The following is a 15,918-nucleotide window of genomic DNA, read 5'->3' as shown; positions in this document are numbered from 1 at the left end:
TCGCCGCAGCATGTTCCGCTGCGGTGAACGGGCTTTTACGGAAACCGGGGGGGGTTGTCAAACACTTCCTCAATCCCCCCAAAACCCACGCCACACATGGACCACACCCGATTCCCGACAAAACCACTCACAAAAAACAGGAAAAAAATCGTCCGGAAAACAGAGTCCTCACAAACACGGGAAAGCCGGGGCGAGATGTCCCCCCTGACGAACCGCCTCGACACGCCGGGCAAGCCCGGTCGCGTCGTCGATTTCGACGAACAGACCGCATACCGTCGCATCGCCTTCCGCGGGCTGGAGGCGTTCTCCCGGGATCTTGCGCACGAAACGCGCGACCGACGCATCCTTCCCCATACCGATCACGCTGTCGTAGTCCCCACACATCCCGGCATCGGTCTGATAGGCAGTCCCTTTCGGCAACACCCGATGATCTGCCGTCGGCACATGGGTGTGCGTACCGATGACAAGCGACACCCGACCGTCGAGATAGTGACCCAGAGCCATTTTCTCGCTGCTCGTTTCGGCGTGCATATCCACGATGATGGCATGGGCAGTCATCCCGAGCCTGTGGCGGGAAAGACATTCGGTGACGCTCCGGAAAGGATCGTCCAGAGCGTCCATGAACAACCTGCCCATGACGTTGATCACCAGAATCTTGCGCCCGTTGGGAAGGGCGATCACGAACGATCCCTGTCCGGGCGTTCCCGGCGGGAAATTGATCGGACGAACGATGCGCGGCTCCGCATCGATCTCGCGCAGCAGCTCCTTCCGATCCCAGGCGTGATTCCCGAGCGTGATGACATCGACACCGGCCTTGAAGAGATCCGTCGCAATCGCCGTGGACAAGCCGAACCCATGAGACGCATTCTCGCCGTTCACGACGACTGCATCGAGTTTCAGGGCGGAGCGCCACGCGGGCAGCTGCACCATGACGGCCTCTCGACCGGCACGACCCACGATATCTCCAAGGAACAGGATTCTCACCAGAGATCACCTTTCTGTTTCGGCGGGGTTATTGTTTCGCGTTCCGTCACGATCGCGGAAAGCGGCATGTCGAACGCGTCCACAGGCACGGTTTTCACCTCCTGCCACGACCAGGCGAAGCCGATCGCCGGACAGTCGAGAACAGCGAGCGTGCGGTCGTAATAGCCGCCTCCGTAGCCGAGACGATTGAGAGAGCGATCGAATGCCAGGAGAGGTACCAGAACCACGTCAGGGGTGTCGATGGGACCGTCCGGATGCGCTGTATCGAAGCGCCCCGGAACCATCGGACAGCCGGGAGTCCAGCGACGAAACGCAAGGGCCTGCCCTCGCGGCGTGGTTTCCGGCAGGACCACCCGTCGACCCGCTTCATGCAGATTGTAGAGAAGAGGCCTCAGATCGGGCTCGCCGGGCAACGGCCACACACAGGCGATACATACTGCATCGGTCGCGTTCGCCACGGCTTCGAAGATGCCTCGCGTGAGGCGCCTGACATCTTCGGCAGATACGGGTCTGGAGAGGCGAAGAGCCTTCTGATCGCGTCTGAGATCGCGTTTGCTCTGGTCGATAGTCATGAATGTGGAACCACCCTGGCCGTCGGTCTTTCAGCCCTCCCGGACCTGCTCACGCAGGTGGGCGCCGGTTATCATGACCACGATCACGACAGAGCCAGCTCCCTAAGGAAGTGCTTATCGGCCCAGGGGTTGAGTTGCCTGACGTACCGGGCAGTCCCACGCGCTTTAACTATGTATTCTCAAGCTCGGCTGCAATGCCTTCGGCACGTTCCGCCAGAAGATTTAATCTGACGTCGCGCCGTTCGTTCTCGGCAATGATCCGATCGGCACGCTGCACCCGCTCGCTCGTCGTGCTCGGCAGAATCTCTTTCGCCAGATCGTGCAGCTCATCTGCCATCAGCAACGAGGCCATGACCAGGGTCCAGGCCTCCCCTCCCTGGGTGCCGAGGGCACGGATGCGCTCGATCCGTCTCTCGACCTGCCGGGCAAGATCCTGCAGATACCGCTCCTCACCGTCCTTGCAGCCGATGGAATAGGAATAACCGTTCAGTCGAATGGAGACCTGAGCCATGGCTATCTGCCCTCCCCGTTGCTCAACCGGGCGATGAGATCGCCCACCCGGTGACGCAAGGCCTCGATATTGGCCGCAACGGGCTGCCAGTCCGCCTCCGTTGCAGGGCGTCTCGACTGGTGGAGGGCATAAGCGATGCGATCGAGCGCCTCCTCGATCCGATCCTCGGATCTGGCCGAGGCGTTTTCAGTCACGCTCTGATCTGTCACAACACCCTCATCGGTTCCCGGTGGTTTCCGCCATCAACAGGAAGCCCGCATCGTATCGCAAGGTCAAGCATGAAGCCTCAGGATAATCCGGCCGACACCCTGCCCGATCGTCTCGTCGTGCTTCATGACCGGACCCTCCTGCCGCATTTGCCTCCGGCGGGATCCGTTCCGGTCTATGGCGTCATCCCCGCCCCCGGTCTCGGGCGAATCATGGGATATCCCTGGTGGCAGAACCTGACGGAGTCCCTCATGATCGCGTCCGTCTTCGATGCCGGCTCTGCGCCGGCCCTGGCCGCCTCCGCGCTCAGAAGCGGCGCAAGATGGGTCGTCTGCGACGGTAAATCCCCCGCCCTCGACAGCTTGCGGGATCTGGCACATCGCTGCGATGCGCATGTTTTGACATCCCGGCCGGACGCTTTCAGTCTTGGCAGACCGCCTTACGATCCGTACCGCCTCGAACGCCTCAAGTGCTTTCTCGCCTGAGAGAGCCGGTATCTCTCCCCTGACGGACTCCACATATGCTGCCCTGCGAACTCTATCTGATCATACCGCCCGAATTCGACGCCGGGAGCGATCTCGATGCTCTGGTCTCGATCATTCGCAAATGGCATCCCGCCGCCCTGCGTCTGGACGGACCCGATGAAAGAAGGGCCGAGTCGCTGGTCAACGCCCTGCGGGAAACCGTCCAGAGACACGACGTCGCCCTGATTCTGACCGACCTCCCGGCTCTGGCCGCACAGACGGGCTGTGACGGCGTCCATCTGAGCGGAACGGCCGCACGCTGTGCACTGGCCCGCGCCGAACTGGGACGCGATCTGCAACTCGGCGTATTCTGCGGCACGAGCCGGGACGACGCGATGATTGCAGGAGAGCTGGGCGCCGACTACATCGCAGTCGCTCCCGACGCGCCCGATCTGATCACCTGGTGGTCCCAGATGATGGAACTCCCGGTGATAGCGGAGAATGTTTCGGACGCCGATCAGGCTCTGGCGATGGCCCGCGCAGGCGCCGATTTTCTCTCCATCCCGCTCGATTTCGCTTCGGAAGACGGAGCCGAGAGGCAGCTTGCGGGTATTCTCAGCCGTTTGGCGGAAGAATATCCTGAGTGAAATAAAGCACCCCGTTCGATTGGGGGGCGCCATTGAGCCAGATCCGCGTCTCACGCCCGGACCCGTTCAGAAGCACGAAGGCGCCGGGGTTCTGCCCCCTGCTCACAGTCAGGACATCGCCGGACATTGTCCTGAGCGCGATTCGCGTGGTCTTGCTTTTCGCCATGGCCTTGTCGATCGCCTGGGGGGACCAGTTCCCGCGCACGATCGTATAGGCAAGAACCCGGTGCAGAAGCGCGGCGTTGGATGGAGCCATCAGCCCCCCGCCGGGAATCGTCGCTGCGTAACGCTCCAGCGGCTCGTTCGGAATCGCAAAAACGGTGAACGGCCCGTTCCGTCCGAGCAGGCGCGCCAGATCGGCCTGCCGGAGCGCATGCAGATAATCGGCAAGCTCCAGAGAGGCGGAGATATTCTCGAGGAGCGGCCTGTCAGCATAGGAAAGGGTCGGAGGCTCTTCATAGGCGACCGGCGTCGAAGTGAGCGACTTCGTCGATTCGTGATACATATGGCCGCTGCTCGCGGCCGGCATACGCGTCGCCATGACAGAGCCCGGATGCTCGAGCGGGTCCTGCCGGGCGCCGCTCTCGCAACCGGAGAGAAGAAGAGGAAGCAGAAGGCAGGCGGACGAGATTGTTCTTGTTCTTCTTGCCACGGAGGTCATCGGTTTCAGCATCCGTCTCCACGCATGGTCCATCCGACCACGCGACTGTTGGTCAGCTCGAACGTCGTCTGACAGCTCGTATTATAATAGCTGGGCGGAAAACCGCCACCGAAGGCACCCCAGCCACCATAGCCGCCCCAGCCGCCACCCCAGCCGCCATAACCGCCCCAGGGTCCGCCACCCCAGCCCCAGCCCCAGCCGCCGGTTCCGGGCGAGTAGTTCGTCTGGTTGTCGATATAGGCAAGGAAATCGTGACCGCTTGCCTGATAGGTCCGGCTCGGCACGCCGAAGGTCCTCAGCACATCGACATCCGTCTTCCCGATCATGGAATCGAGAACCTTGCGCTGTTGTACGGTCGGCACGTCGCACGCCGACAGCGTCAGCAAGGCCGCCAAAGAAAGAAAGACCGTTTTCTTCATCATCCTGATACCCCTTCCGAAGCTGAAGCCGCCTGCCGGATCAGTTCGAAGCTGGCGCCATGTTAGGCTATGAGAACGAGTTTGCCCCCGGAAAAGCTTCATGGCTATCCAAAGGTTTAAGATAACCACATAATGTCACGAATACGGGAGGCACCGACCGCAAGCATCACGAGCCGATCGAAGCCGAGCGCGATGCCGCTGCACGGCGGCAGATGATCGAGATCTTCCAGAAACCCCTCGTCGAGCGGCCAGTCCTGATCCGGCGCCAATGCAAGACGACGCAACCGGTCCGCCTCGAAACGCGCCCTCTGTTCCCTGCCATCCGTCAGCTCCTCGAAAGCGTTGGCCAGCTCGATCCCGGCCGCATAGAGCTCGAATCTCAGCGCCACGCGCGGATCGGCGGGATCCTGACGCGAGAGCGCTGCCTGGGCTCTGGGCCAGTGAGTAAGGAATGTCGGCCTGACACGACCGATCTCGGGTTCGACACGCTCCAGCAACAGGCGGAAGAACAGATCCTCCCACGTCTCCCCGTCCCGCAAACGCGTCCCCGCGTCACGCGCCAGACACGCCGCATCCTCCCCCGAGGCAAGAAGATCGACCTTCGCGAAGCGGTGAAACGCCTCCTGCATGGTCAGTCTTTCGAACGGACCGTCGAATCGCAAGGTCCGGCCGTCACGTTCGAGCGCAGGCGGAAGCACCGCCCGCAGAAGCGCCTCGGTCTCGTCCATCAGCGCGTCGAGCCCCGCCCCCGGGCGATACCATTCGAGCATCGTGAATTCCGGAGCGTGCAGAGCGCTGCGCTCGCCATTGCGCCATACCCTTGCCATCTGGAACACGGGCAATCCCGTCGCGGCAACGATACGCTTCATCGCGAATTCCGGACTCGTATGCAGGAAGCGCGTCTCCCTGTGGCCATCGGGCTCCTCGAGTTCGGTACGGAAACAGCGCAGATGCACCTCCTCCCCCGGCGTCGTCACCGCATAGGGCGTCTCGGCTTCGAGATAACCGCGCCCCTCGAAAAAGGCTCTCACGCCGCGTTGCATGAGCGCGCGTCGCTGCAACAGGGGCACCCTGTCCGAGAGGGAAGTCCGCTTCGTCATGAATCGCTCTCCGGTTGCGAAAACTGTCCGGCCTGCAGTACAGCCCGCCCATGGCAGATCCGGTCAATCCCCCTCCGATACGCAGAACGACCCTGCGCAGCGTCGCACAGCTCATTGCGGACGGCCTCGTCCCGCAGGATCGGGCGGCCGCGCTCGATCGTGTGGCGGATAATTTCGCGACCGCGATACCGCCCGCCTTCCTCGACCTGATCGAAACTCCCGACGATCCGATCGGCCGCCAGGTCGTCCCCTCGCCGGAAGAGCTCGCAACCGCTCCGTGGGAGCGATACGATCCGATCGGCGACGATGCCTTGTCTCCGGTTCCCGGCATCGTGCACCGCTACGAAGATCGCGCCTTGCTCAAGCCTCTTCTCGTCTGCCCGCTCTATTGCCGTTTCTGCTTCCGGCGGGAACATGTCGGCCCGGATGGGGGATTGCTCTCCGACGACGCGCTCGAAACGGCCCTCGCATGGCTCGCGTCCCATCCAGCGATCCGGGAGGTCATCCTGACGGGCGGAGACCCGCTCATGCTCAGCCCGAGACGGCTCCGGCATATCGTCTCCCGGCTCTCCGCCATCGATCATATCGAAACGATCCGTATCCACAGCCGGGTTCCGGTGGCCGATCCCCGGCGTGTCGACACCGCCATGCTCGATGCGCTGGAAACCGACCGGGCCATGTGGATCGTCCTCCACGCCAATCATGCCCGCGAACTCACGGAAGACGCCCGGGCCAGCCTGCGCCGCATCCAGTCCCGCGCCATACCGGTATTGAGCCAGTCGGTCCTGCTGCGGGGCGTGAACGACACGCCTTCCTCTCTCGAGGCCCTGCTCAGGGCCTTCGTCGCCGCCCGGGTGAAACCCTATTACCTGCATCAGCTCGATCCGGCGCCCGGCACCTCGCATTTTCATGTCCCGATCGAGGAAGGCAGAGCACTGCTCAGAACCCTCCGCGGACGCGTCACCGGCCTCGCCTGGCCTACCTATGTGCTCGATATACCCGGCGGCGCGGGGAAGGTGCCTCTGGGCCCCGATTACTATCGGCCCGAGCGCCATCCCGGTCGGATTACCGATCCCGATGGCGGGCTTCACGATCTTCCGGAAACGAATCCCTCCGCCCCCTGAACGCAGCGGCCCCCTGAACGCAGCCCGAAAGCCGTCCCTACGCCGTTCAGAGCGGCGATCCCGAGGAGAGCAGCTCCTTGAGAAAGCGCGAGAGAATGCGACGCGTCAGACGCTGAAGACGCGGCGAGACATGATAAGGCTCCGCCTTTGGTTCGGGGAGCTGCGCCATCCCGGCCTTGATCCGGTCGGGCAGGGTCGGAAACGGATCGACCCCCGTCACACGGATCAGCGCGGCAACGGGCACCTGCGTACAGCGCGGTTCGGTCAGGTTCTTGCAGACATAGACACCGGCCTGCCTGCGCGCAGGCAGATAGACGGCCTTCCAGGTGGATGTCGGCACCGGAAGAGCATCCGGGCCGATCGTCGCCGCATGCGCCGTGCGATAGGCCGGCCCCGTCACGACATAGATTTCCCCCTCCGATTTCGCCAGATCGCGCACCTGCTTCTCGACCCCCGCCCATAAACCCCGGTTGAGATCGGGCGTCTGGGGAACCATGTTGGAAAGCGAAAAGGTCTGCTGCTGCGAAACCTCGGTCGGCGCATCGCCGCTCGGCATCATATGCCCGCGATCGAACCCCGAACGGCGATAATCCTCCAGATGGGCGCGATCCCCGGGCGGCTGACGCGTTTCCTCGTGAAACACGCCCTGCCTGACCTGATGACGCGCCGCACGTACGTCCTGTCGCGTCAGGTGCTCGGCCACCCATACCGGCTCGTGGGTCGTGCCCGATACCAGCACGGCGAAATCGAGATTGCACAACAGGACGTAGCGTCCCTGCGGGGCCGGAAGCGAGACGCGGGGCTGGGTGCCGTCCAGAAAGCGCGACGCACAATCGGCGGCCCATGCCGTTCCGGCAGAACCGAGCGTCAGGGACGCGACCAGGGCGGGCCCGACCAGAATGGACGTGATGAAAGACCGAACGGAAGGAAGGCGCAGGCTCATGATGCCGCTCCTAGACACCCCCTCATCGCGGGGCAAGCGCCGTTCGCGCCGCGCCGGTTCCGCCACCCCACGGCCCGGTACGACCCGGCCCTCCCCGGCGCAGAGATCCAACTCGCTTGCTCTTGCTCGCCCGCTTCGGTAGATACGCGCCTTTCACGGCGGCAGGATTCCGTCGTGTCCTCATCACGATTCCCGGGATCTTTCTTCCATGAAGCAGCAGGCTAACCTGATCCGCGCCGGCCAGGTCATCGAGCATGACGGTCGTCGCTGGACCGTTCTCAAGCAGCAGATCATCACGCCGGGCAAGGGTGGCGCCTTCATCCAGGTCGAGATGCGCGACCTCAATACCGGCAACAAGACCAATGAGCGCTGGCGCACCGCCGATACCGTCGAACGTCTGATGACAGAAGACAAGGACTACACCTACTCGTACGAAGACGGCGACAACATCGTCCTGATGGATCCCGAAACCTTCGAGCAGGTCATGCTGCACAAGGATTTCTTCGGAGACCAGCTCCCCTTCCTGCAGGACAACATGGAGCTGAACGTGAAGCTGGTCGAGGGCGATCCGGTGGGCGTCTCCCTGCCTCCTCATGTGACGCTCGAGATCACGGAGGCCGATCCGGTGGTCAAGGGACAGACCGCCAGCTCGTCGTACAAGCCCGCCATGCTGTCCAATGGCGTGAAGACCATGGTTCCCCCCTTCATCGAATCCGGCGAGCGCGTGGTGGTCCGCACCGATGACGCGTCCTATGTCGAGCGCGCCAAGAACTGACCCCCCCCCGCGCGCTGACACCTCCGCGCGGGGAAACCCCACGCCCTGATCCGGGATCGCGCCCGTAGCGATCCCGCCCCGACCGACGCCCCTGCTCTTTCACAGTTTTTCATCAGGATTTTTGCCATGCGCCTCTCGCCGCATATGACCGTCATGCAGAATGCTGCGCAAAAGGCAGCCAAGCGCCTCCTGCGCGATTTCGCCGAAGTCGAGCAACTTCAGGTCAGCATCAAGGGGCCGGGCGATTTCGTCTCGCAGGCCGATCTGCGCGCCGAACAGACGATCCGTGATGAACTCGCCCGCGCCCGTCCGGGCTATGCCTTCCTGATGGAGGAAAGCGGCACATCGGGCGGCGAGAACTGGACCTGGCGCTGGATCGTCGATCCGCTGGACGGCACGTCGAACTTCCTGCACGGCATTCCGCAATGGGCGATTTCCATCGCGTTGCAACGCCGGCATCCCGACGGCTCGACCGAAATCGCCGCCGCGATGGTCTACAACCCCGCAGCGAACGAGATGTTCTGGGCCGAGAAAGGCATCGGCGCCTTTCTCAATGAGCGCCGCATCCGTGTTTCCGCCCGTCGCGACCTCTCCGAATCGCTGATCGCCACCGGTATTCCCTTCGCCAAGACACCGGCTGACCGCCGCCTGCCTTTCGGCCGCACCCTCGCCGCGCTCATGCCGCATGTCGCGGGCTTCCGCCGCTTCGGCGCCGCCGCGCTGGATCTGGCATGGGTAGCCGCCGGACGTTACGAGGCATTCTGGGAAATCGGGCTGAAACCCTGGGATTGCGCCGCAGGGCTGCTGATCGTGCGTGAAGCCGGCGGCTATGCGACCGACCCTGAAGGGCTGGAGATCACGGATCTGGACAACGACGTCACGGTCGTCGCGGGGAACGCCAACCTGCATGGTCCGATACGCGCCATCGTGCTCGACGCACTGACGCGCAAGGCCTGAGACCGGTCAGGCAGCAAAAGACGAAAACCCCGTTCCCCCATTGCCCGGAACGGGGCGAGGCGATTAGGATGATGCGGTCATGAAACGGCCGCTCCTATACTCCCTCCTGCTCTCGGCCGTGCTTCCGGCCGCTCCGCTGTCCGCCTCCCCCGCACGGGCGCAGGTCACGATCAACGAGGACGCGCTGCCCAAGGCAGCCGCGCCAGAGAAGACGCCTCCGCAGAAGACATCCCCGCACAAGACGCCACCACATAAGGTGACGCCGCAAAACGCGTCGCCGCACACGGCACCGTCACATGCCGAGCCGTCCTCCCCGGCGCCGCAGGCGCCCGCGGCCCGGCGCGTGGGCGCCCCTCCCGACGTTCCCGCCGCCCCGCCCCGTCCTGTCATCATCGTCCCCCCTGCCGTTCCGGTCCCGACCCATCCGCCGGTCCCTCCGGAAGATGTGAAGGCGTCTGCCGATGCGAAGGGGGAGACACAGACTGTCGGGAAGGGGCTTCGCGTTCTCTTTTCCCCCGATAGCAGCGCCATGACACAGGCCATGATCGACGCCGTCTCGGCGGAAGGCCGAAAACTGGCGGCACAGCCCGGTCTGCGCGTCACGCTCTGGTCGAGCGCCAGCGGCAGTACGGAGGATCTCTCCACACCGAGACGCATCGCCCTGGCGCGTGCGCTCGCCGTCCGGTCGATCCTGATCCGCGCCGGTGTCGCAACGACGAGAATCTACCCCAGAGCGACCGGGCTCGCCGCTGAAGGCGTCACGCCCCCCGACCGCCTCGATATCGTTGCCGAAGGCGCGGCACCCGTGCCAAGCTCCGAGGCCCAGTTCGGAGCCCCCTCCCCCAAGGCACCCCAATGACCCGACCGACGATCTATCTCCTGCGCATGGGGATCTTCCTGTGCCTCGTCATCGCCGTCGTCGCCCTTCTGGGCAGAACGCTCTACGCAGCATTCTTCGCCAATCCGATGCTCGACGGACTCATCCTGTTCGTCCTGCTCATCGGCATTCTCTGGAATCTCCGGATCGTCCAGCGTCTCATGCCCGAGGTCAGATGGGTGGAGGAATTGCGGGTCAACCGGACCGGACTGGCCCAGCCTTCCCCTCCGCGTCTTCTCGGCCCGCTCGCACGCAATCTCGCGGCGCGCAGCACGTCGGGCCGTCTTGCCCTGACCCTGCAATCGACCCAAGCCACGCTCGATTCCCTGTCCGGTCGACTGGACGAATCGCGTGAGATTTCGCGCTACATGACGAGCCTTCTGATCTTTCTGGGTCTGCTCGGCACGTTCTACGGCCTTCTTCTTACGGTGAGTTCGATCGCGGGCGTGATCGGCGGCATGAGTGTGGGCGATGGCAATCTCGATGCCATGTTCGATCAGCTGAAATCCGGTCTGGCCCAGCCGCTCAAGGGCATGGCCACGGCCTTCTCCGGATCGATGTTCGGTCTCGCCGGCGCCCTCATTCTCGGTTTTCTCGATCTCAATGCCGGACAGGCCCAGAACCGGTTTTTCAACGAGGTCGAAGAATGGCTCGCCGGAATCACCAAGCACGGCTCCGCCATCCTGGAAGGCGGTGACGGCTCCGTGCCCGCCTATGTTCAGGCCCTGCTCGAACAGACGGCAGAAAACCTCGAAACGCTCCAGAATGTCGTCTCCCGCAGCGAGGAGAGCCGTATGCAGCAGCTTCAGGTCATGGAAGGTCTGCAGGAACGCCTGAAGGCCATGACCGACCTGCTGCAGGCGAACCAGAAGATGATGTCCCGCGTGGCCGAGGGTCAGGCTCTTCTCGGCCCCTTTCTCAAGCATGTCGGCGAGGCCGCCACCCCGGGCACCGCAGCCTTCAACGATGCACGCGAGGGGCGCGAGCAGTTCAGCCGCATCGAGGGGCATATCGTGCGGCTGATCGACGAACTGCATAGTGGACGGGCCCAGATGAGCGGCGAGATCCGCAACGATCTGCGTGTTCTCGCCCGCACGATCGCCGCAACGACACCCGCCGGCCCCGGCACGACCAGGCAGTAGGAAGGCAGGTATCATGGCGCGACGTTCCCGACGGAGTTCGCATGGCGAACTCAATGCGTGGCCCGGTTATGTGGATGCCCTGTCCACGCTTCTGATGGTCGTGACCTTCGTTCTGCTGGTCTTCGTCCTCGGGCAGCAATTCCTGTCGGTCGCCCTGAGCCGGCGTACCCACTCCCTCGACGCCCTCCGCCAGCAGCTTGCCGCCCTGCAGCACACGCTTTCGATGACCGAGCAGAAAAACCACCAGCTCGATTCGATGGTCGCCAGCCTCACGACGGATCGCGACAGCGCCAGACGACAGGCCGATACCCTGACCCAGCAGCTCGCGACCCTGAACGGGACGATCGCTGAAAAGGAGCAGGCTCTTGCAGCGGCCGGTGAAGCCTCCCGCTCCGATCAGGCGAGCATCGCCGAGCTGAAATCGCAGCTCGAGGAGCTGAACCGTCAGCTCCAGGCGATCGGCGCGGCTCTCGACATCGCGAAAAGGGATGTTGCGGCGCGCGACGAGAAGATCGACGATCTGGGCAAGAGGCTGAACGTCGCCCTGGCGGACAAGGTCAATCAGCTCAAACGTTATCGCTCGGAGTTCTTCGGACGCCTGCGGGACATCCTGAAGAACCAGAAGGGTGTCGAGATCGTCGGAGATCGCTTCGTCTTCCAGAGCTCGATCCTGTTTCCCCAGGGCAGCGCCGAGCTGACCCCTGAAGGCGAGAAGGAAATCACGGCCCTCGCCCATACGTTCCGGCAGGTCTCGAGCCAGATCCCGGGCGACGTTCCGTGGATCCTGAGAGTCGACGGTCATGCCGACAGACAGCCCATCCACAGCGCCTTCCCGAGCAACTGGGAGCTGTCGAGCGCGCGCGCCATCACCGTGGTCAAGGTCCTGATCAGGGCCGGGGTCGATCCGCATCATCTCGCCGCGACCGGATTTTCCGATTACCAGCCTCTCGATCCGGCGAATACGGCCGCTGCCTTCGCGCGCAACCGTCGTATCGAATTCCGCCTGACGGATCGCTGAACGAGCGGGGGGAGAAAACGTCTGCCGCCGGTTTCTCCCCAATGACAAGATCGGCGCAATCGCTTATGTATCGCGCCATGACCGCAACGCCCCTGTCCCAGATCCGCAATTTCTCGATCATCGCGCATATCGATCACGGAAAGTCCACCCTGGCTGACCGTCTGATCCAGTCCTGCGGTGCGCTCACGGCCCGGGAAATGAAGGACCAGATCCTCGATAACATGGAGCTGGAGCAGGAGCGCGGGATCACCATCAAGGCGCAGACCGTGCGCCTCACCTATCCGGCAAAAGACGGCAAGACCTATATCCTCAATCTGATGGATACGCCGGGCCATGTCGATTTCGCCTATGAAGTCAGCCGCAGCCTCGCCGCCTGCGAAGGGTCCATTCTGGTCGTCGATGCCTCTCAGGGAGTCGAGGCGCAGACCCTCGCGAATGTCTATCAGGCGATCGATGCGAACCACGAGATCGTTCCGGTTCTGAACAAGGTCGATCTTCCGGCTGCGGATGTCGAGCGTGTGCGCGCCCAGATCGAGGAAGTGGTGGGCATACCCGCCGACGATGCGGTCGAGGTCTCGGCCAAGACCGGTCTCAACATCGAGGGCGTTCTCGAGGCGCTGGTCACACGCCTGCCGCCGCCCGAAGGCAACGCGGAAGCCCCCCTGCAGGCGCTTCTGGTCGATAGCTGGTACGACCCCTATCTCGGCGTGATCATTCTCGTCCGCATCAAGGAAGGCACACTGCGTCGCGGGGACAAGATCCGGATGATGCAGGCGGGATCCACCTATCACGTCGATCAGGTCGGTGTGTTCCTGCCCAAGATGACCCCCGTCGACTCGCTCGGCCCGGGCGAAATGGGCTATATCAATGCCGCGATCAAGACCGTGGCCGATGTCGCGGTCGGCGACACGGTCACGCTCGACCGCACGCCTGCGGCCCAGCCTCTGGCCGGGTTCAAGCCTTCCATTCCCGTAGTGTGGTGCGGCCTCTTTCCGATCGATGCCGACGATTTCGAGAAGCTGCGCGATTCCCTCGGCAAGCTGCGCCTCAACGATGCCTCGTTCCATTTCGAGGCAGAAACCTCGGCGGCGCTGGGCTTCGGCTTCCGCTGCGGCTTTCTCGGACTCCTGCATCTCGAAATCATCCAGGAACGTCTGTCGCGCGAGTTCAATCTCGATCTGATCGCAACCGCACCCTCCGTGGTCTACAAGATGCACATGACCGACGGAACGCAGGAAGATCTGCACAACCCGGCGGATATGCCGGATCTCGCAAAGATCGAGAAAATCGAGGAACCCTGGATCAAGGCCACGATTCTGGTCCAGGACGAATATCTGGGTAGCGTGCTCACCCTGTGCAGCGAACGCCGCGGGATCCAGATGGATCTGACCTATGTCGGCAATCGTGCCATGGCGGTCTATCGCCTTCCGCTCAACGAGGTGGTGTTCGACTTCTACGACCGGCTCAAATCCCTCACGCGCGGTTATGCCAGTTTCGATTACCAGATGGACGGTTACGAGGAGAGCGATCTCGTCCGTATCTCGATCCTGGTCAATCAGGAGCCCGTCGATGCCCTCGCTTTCGTCGCGCATCGCACCGTCGCAGAGACGCGCGGCCGGGCAATCTGCAGCAAGCTCAAGGATCTGATTCCGCGTCAGCTGTTCAAGATTGCCATCCAGGCTTCGATCGGCTCGCGCATCATCGCCCGCGAGACCCTCGGAGCGCTCTCGAAAGACGTGACGGCCAAATGCTATGGCGGTGACATCTCGCGCAAGCGCAAGCTGCTCGAGAAACAGAAAGAGGGCAAGAAGCGCATGCGCCAGTTCGGCAAGGTCGAGATCCCGCAAAGCGCGTTCCTCGCCGCATTGAAGATGGACTGACCCGACAGGGCGTCGATCGGGACAAACCACAACAAGAAGGGTCTCCTGTCTCATGGCCAAAGCCGCCGCCATTCTCTTCGTCCGGAACGATGCTGACGATATCGGCTGGTGGCTCGCCTATCACATCGCGATCGGTTTCGACCGGCTGATCGTCCATGACGATCGATCCGATGATGGAACATGGGAATGCGTCCAGGCGGCCGCGCATCTCTTTCCGATCGAGACGCATCGCGTTACCTCCGTCAAGGACAGCTATGCCGAGCGCCGCTCGGATGCCTTCATGGAGTCCATCTGCGCCTGCAGATCCCGTTTCGACTGGGTCATCTGCCTCGAGAGCGACGAATATGTCTTTCCGGAAGAGGACGCGCAGATCGGCCCCTATCTGGACCGCTTTCCCGAGGCAGACGGAATCGCGCTCAACTGGAGCGTTTACGGCGCAAACGGACATGTCGCCCGCACGCTCGAAGCGCCGCTCGCCGCCTATACGCGCCGGGCACCGCAGGACTTTCCGGACCACGTTCTGGGAAAGAGCTTCATCCGCCCTGAATGCTATCGTGATCATCCGGTAGATGGTTACGCCTGGTCGCTCGATCCGGGCCGCTACAGGGCATCGGACGGGAGCGACTACATACAGGGTATTCGGCCGTCCCGGCCGGGCGCTCGGATCCTGCATTATGTCACGCGGAACATGGCGCATTATACGCAGCGTCTCTCGAGGCTGCCGAAGGACCTGACGCCCCCCGATCTCTGGACCTATTACAACCGCAACGACGAGGAAGACCGCGCGCCGCTTCGCTTTCTCGAACCGACGCGTCGCAATGCGGGGCTGATCCGGCGCGAGGGGTTGGACACGCTCTTCTGGCGCATCCGGCAGGAGACCCGGCGGAGCAGCCACGATTTTCTGGCGGAAACCGTTTTCACGATCCGCTCCCCCTCGCAGACCCGGCCTCAGGGTCACATACCGGCACACACGCTGGAACGAGCCACCCTCGCAGATGAGACCGGGGCGCTGCTCTCATTCGATGAGCGCACCGGCTCGCTCGTCTTCGCCGCAGCAGGAACCGGGGGAGTCGTTCCCGTATGGCTCATCCTCGATTCCGCCTCCCCGGAAGAGGCCCCCGCTCCCGGCATGCAACGCGGCATACTCCACTTGCCGGACACTGCCGCACTTCTCCCGGACAATCCGGCGCTCGCTTCATGGCTGCCGGTTCTCATCGATGCGGCCCCGGCCCGACCGGCGGACGAGCGCCCCGAACCGCATCGTCACGTCCATATCCGTCTCGCACCGGAAGGCGCGTTTCTCGGTCGGTCGCCGGAGGGCCTCCCCCTTCTCCTGGCCACCCTCCCCGCAACGCTTTCCCTCGTCTCTCACCCGATGGACCGGGCCACCGAGACAGCGTTCCGCCCGTACCGGACCCTGCGCAGCTTCGGCGACGGATTGCGGGATTTCTGCCTCGGGATCGATATCCTGCAAGCGCCGCACGCTGACGCGATAAGCTGCGCCATCGCCCATCTTGCGCCCGAGGCGCGCAGGATGCTCGCCCTGCATTTCCCCGGCCTCGTGCCACTCTGGCTTCTCCTGCCGTGAATCTCCTGCCCTGAATCTCACGTCCGGATACGCCGCCGCCCAGCCGTGG

The 15,918-nt window shown here is 63.4% G+C and carries 18 protein-coding genes and 1 other RNA gene; 10 read left to right on the top strand and 9 right to left on the bottom strand.

Annotated elements, in window-relative coordinates; all coding sequences use genetic code 11:
* Window positions 1-168: 168 nt before the first annotated feature.
* From SSA02_RS12325 to SSA02_RS12305, 5 genes are all read right to left on the bottom strand, one after another.
* Window positions 169-984, bottom strand: a complete 816-nt coding sequence (locus SSA02_RS12325; RefSeq protein WP_147094386.1) for a TIGR00282 family metallophosphoesterase — start codon at window positions 982-984, stop codon at window positions 169-171.
* On the bottom strand, window positions 981-1,556 hold the full coding sequence (locus SSA02_RS12320; protein ID WP_147094385.1) for a 5-formyltetrahydrofolate cyclo-ligase: 576 nt from the start codon (window positions 1,554-1,556) through the stop codon (window positions 981-983). Before SSA02_RS12320 ends, SSA02_RS12325 begins: the two co-directional genes overlap by 4 nt.
* Before the next feature lie 3 nt (window positions 1,557-1,559).
* Window positions 1,560-1,716: non-coding RNA, 6S RNA (ssrS, locus tag SSA02_RS12315), on the bottom strand.
* A 9-nt stretch (window positions 1,717-1,725) separates the two neighbouring features.
* Window positions 1,726-2,067 (bottom strand): cell division protein ZapA, encoded by a 342-nt coding sequence (locus tag SSA02_RS12310; protein WP_147094384.1) that lies wholly within the window; start codon window positions 2,065-2,067, stop codon window positions 1,726-1,728.
* A gap of 2 nt (window positions 2,068-2,069) precedes the next feature.
* Window positions 2,070-2,261, bottom strand: coding sequence for a hypothetical protein (locus SSA02_RS12305; protein ID WP_147094383.1), 192 nt, complete (start codon window positions 2,259-2,261; stop codon window positions 2,070-2,072).
* An 84-nt stretch (window positions 2,262-2,345) separates the two neighbouring features.
* Here SSA02_RS12305 and SSA02_RS12300 point away from each other — a divergent pair, with 84 nt between their 5' ends.
* Both SSA02_RS12300 and SSA02_RS12295 read left to right on the top strand, forming a co-directional pair.
* Window positions 2,346-2,759, top strand: coding sequence for a hypothetical protein (locus SSA02_RS12300; protein WP_147094382.1), 414 nt, complete (start codon window positions 2,346-2,348; stop codon window positions 2,757-2,759).
* A 35-nt stretch (window positions 2,760-2,794) separates the two neighbouring features.
* Complete coding sequence (locus SSA02_RS12295) at window positions 2,795-3,385, top strand: thiamine phosphate synthase (protein WP_147094381.1); 591 nt, start codon at window positions 2,795-2,797, stop codon at window positions 3,383-3,385.
* On the opposite strand, the gene SSA02_RS12290 is transcribed toward SSA02_RS12295, so the two are convergent.
* The 3 genes from SSA02_RS12290 to epmA form a co-directional block, all read right to left on the bottom strand.
* Entirely contained in the window at window positions 3,354-4,037 is a 684-nt protein-coding gene (locus tag SSA02_RS12290) for a fasciclin domain-containing protein (RefSeq protein ID WP_186807792.1), read from the bottom strand. The genes SSA02_RS12295 and SSA02_RS12290 overlap by 32 nt on opposite strands.
* 14 nt (window positions 4,038-4,051) lie before the next feature.
* Window positions 4,052-4,468 carry a hypothetical protein gene (locus SSA02_RS12285; RefSeq protein ID WP_147094379.1) on the bottom strand — a complete coding sequence of 139 codons (417 nt, stop codon included), beginning with the start codon at window positions 4,466-4,468 and terminating at the stop codon, window positions 4,052-4,054.
* A 113-nt stretch (window positions 4,469-4,581) separates the two neighbouring features.
* Complete coding sequence (gene epmA / locus SSA02_RS12280) at window positions 4,582-5,565, bottom strand: EF-P lysine aminoacylase EpmA (protein ID WP_147094378.1); 984 nt, start codon at window positions 5,563-5,565, stop codon at window positions 4,582-4,584.
* Window positions 5,566-5,615: 50 nt separating this feature from the next.
* Between epmA and SSA02_RS12275 the strand changes: the two genes are divergently transcribed.
* Complete coding sequence (locus SSA02_RS12275; protein ID WP_147094394.1) at window positions 5,616-6,689, top strand: lysine-2,3-aminomutase-like protein; 1,074 nt, start codon at window positions 5,616-5,618, stop codon at window positions 6,687-6,689.
* Window positions 6,690-6,735: 46 nt separating this feature from the next.
* On the opposite strand, the gene SSA02_RS12270 is transcribed toward SSA02_RS12275, so the two are convergent.
* A complete protein-coding gene (locus tag SSA02_RS12270; RefSeq protein ID WP_147094377.1) occupies window positions 6,736-7,632 on the bottom strand; it encodes a DNA/RNA non-specific endonuclease in 897 nt (298 codons plus the stop codon).
* Window positions 7,633-7,840: 208 nt separating this feature from the next.
* Here SSA02_RS12270 and efp point away from each other — a divergent pair, with 208 nt between their 5' ends.
* The 7 genes from efp (at window position 7,841) to SSA02_RS12235 (ending at window position 15,869) form a co-directional block, all read left to right on the top strand.
* A complete protein-coding gene (efp, locus tag SSA02_RS12265; RefSeq protein ID WP_147094376.1) occupies window positions 7,841-8,407 on the top strand; it encodes an elongation factor P in 567 nt (188 codons plus the stop codon).
* 126 nt (window positions 8,408-8,533) lie between these two features.
* Window positions 8,534-9,364, top strand: coding sequence for an inositol monophosphatase family protein (locus tag SSA02_RS12260; RefSeq protein WP_147094375.1), 831 nt, complete (start codon window positions 8,534-8,536; stop codon window positions 9,362-9,364).
* Between the two features lie 79 nt (window positions 9,365-9,443).
* Window positions 9,444-10,223 carry an OmpA family protein gene (locus SSA02_RS12255; RefSeq protein WP_147094374.1) on the top strand — a complete coding sequence of 260 codons (780 nt, stop codon included), beginning with the start codon at window positions 9,444-9,446 and terminating at the stop codon, window positions 10,221-10,223.
* On the top strand, window positions 10,220-11,383 hold the full coding sequence (locus SSA02_RS12250; RefSeq protein ID WP_147094373.1) for a flagellar motor protein MotA: 1,164 nt from the start codon (window positions 10,220-10,222) through the stop codon (window positions 11,381-11,383). The genes SSA02_RS12255 and SSA02_RS12250 overlap by 4 nt, the downstream gene beginning before the upstream one ends.
* A gap of 13 nt (window positions 11,384-11,396) precedes the next feature.
* Entirely contained in the window at window positions 11,397-12,401 is a 1,005-nt protein-coding gene (locus SSA02_RS12245; protein ID WP_147094372.1) for a peptidoglycan -binding protein, read from the top strand.
* Window positions 12,402-12,478: 77 nt separating this feature from the next.
* Window positions 12,479-14,281 carry a translation elongation factor 4 gene (lepA, locus tag SSA02_RS12240; RefSeq protein WP_147094393.1) on the top strand — a complete coding sequence of 601 codons (1,803 nt, stop codon included), beginning with the start codon at window positions 12,479-12,481 and terminating at the stop codon, window positions 14,279-14,281.
* Between the two features lie 52 nt (window positions 14,282-14,333).
* Window positions 14,334-15,869, top strand: a complete 1,536-nt coding sequence (locus SSA02_RS12235; RefSeq protein WP_147094371.1) for a glycosyltransferase family 2 protein — start codon at window positions 14,334-14,336, stop codon at window positions 15,867-15,869.
* Window positions 15,870-15,918 lie beyond the last annotated feature (49 nt).

The sequence above is a fragment of the Swaminathania salitolerans genome, assembly GCF_007988945.1.
In the GTDB taxonomy this organism is placed as follows: domain Bacteria; phylum Pseudomonadota; class Alphaproteobacteria; order Acetobacterales; family Acetobacteraceae; genus Swaminathania; species Swaminathania salitolerans.
The sequence above is the reverse complement of the archived record's forward strand: the minus strand, read 5'-3'. Positions and strand labels throughout refer to the sequence as shown.

Coding starts and splice junctions, on each gene's coding strand:
- efp (WP_147094376.1), top strand. CDS start 7,841: ATGAAGCAGCAGGCTAACCTGATCCGCGCCGGCCAGGTCATCGAGCAT.
- lepA (WP_147094393.1), top strand. CDS start 12,479: ATGACCGCAACGCCCCTGTCCCAGATCCGCAATTTCTCGATCATCGCG.
- SSA02_RS12245 (WP_147094372.1), top strand. CDS start 11,397: ATGGCGCGACGTTCCCGACGGAGTTCGCATGGCGAACTCAATGCGTGG.
- SSA02_RS12260 (WP_147094375.1), top strand. CDS start 8,534: ATGCGCCTCTCGCCGCATATGACCGTCATGCAGAATGCTGCGCAAAAG.
- SSA02_RS12295 (WP_147094381.1), top strand. CDS start 2,795: ATGCTGCCCTGCGAACTCTATCTGATCATACCGCCCGAATTCGACGCC.
- SSA02_RS12270 (WP_147094377.1), bottom strand. CDS start 7,632: ATGAGCCTGCGCCTTCCTTCCGTTCGGTCTTTCATCACGTCCATTCTG.
- SSA02_RS12300 (WP_147094382.1), top strand. CDS start 2,346: ATGAAGCCTCAGGATAATCCGGCCGACACCCTGCCCGATCGTCTCGTC.
- SSA02_RS12235 (WP_147094371.1), top strand. CDS start 14,334: ATGGCCAAAGCCGCCGCCATTCTCTTCGTCCGGAACGATGCTGACGAT.
- SSA02_RS12275 (WP_147094394.1), top strand. CDS start 5,616: ATGGCAGATCCGGTCAATCCCCCTCCGATACGCAGAACGACCCTGCGC.
- epmA (WP_147094378.1), bottom strand. CDS start 5,565: ATGACGAAGCGGACTTCCCTCTCGGACAGGGTGCCCCTGTTGCAGCGA.
- SSA02_RS12285 (WP_147094379.1), bottom strand. CDS start 4,468: ATGATGAAGAAAACGGTCTTTCTTTCTTTGGCGGCCTTGCTGACGCTG.
- SSA02_RS12320 (WP_147094385.1), bottom strand. CDS start 1,556: ATGACTATCGACCAGAGCAAACGCGATCTCAGACGCGATCAGAAGGCT.
- SSA02_RS12250 (WP_147094373.1), top strand. CDS start 10,220: ATGACCCGACCGACGATCTATCTCCTGCGCATGGGGATCTTCCTGTGC.
- SSA02_RS12310 (WP_147094384.1), bottom strand. CDS start 2,067: ATGGCTCAGGTCTCCATTCGACTGAACGGTTATTCCTATTCCATCGGC.
- SSA02_RS12255 (WP_147094374.1), top strand. CDS start 9,444: ATGAAACGGCCGCTCCTATACTCCCTCCTGCTCTCGGCCGTGCTTCCG.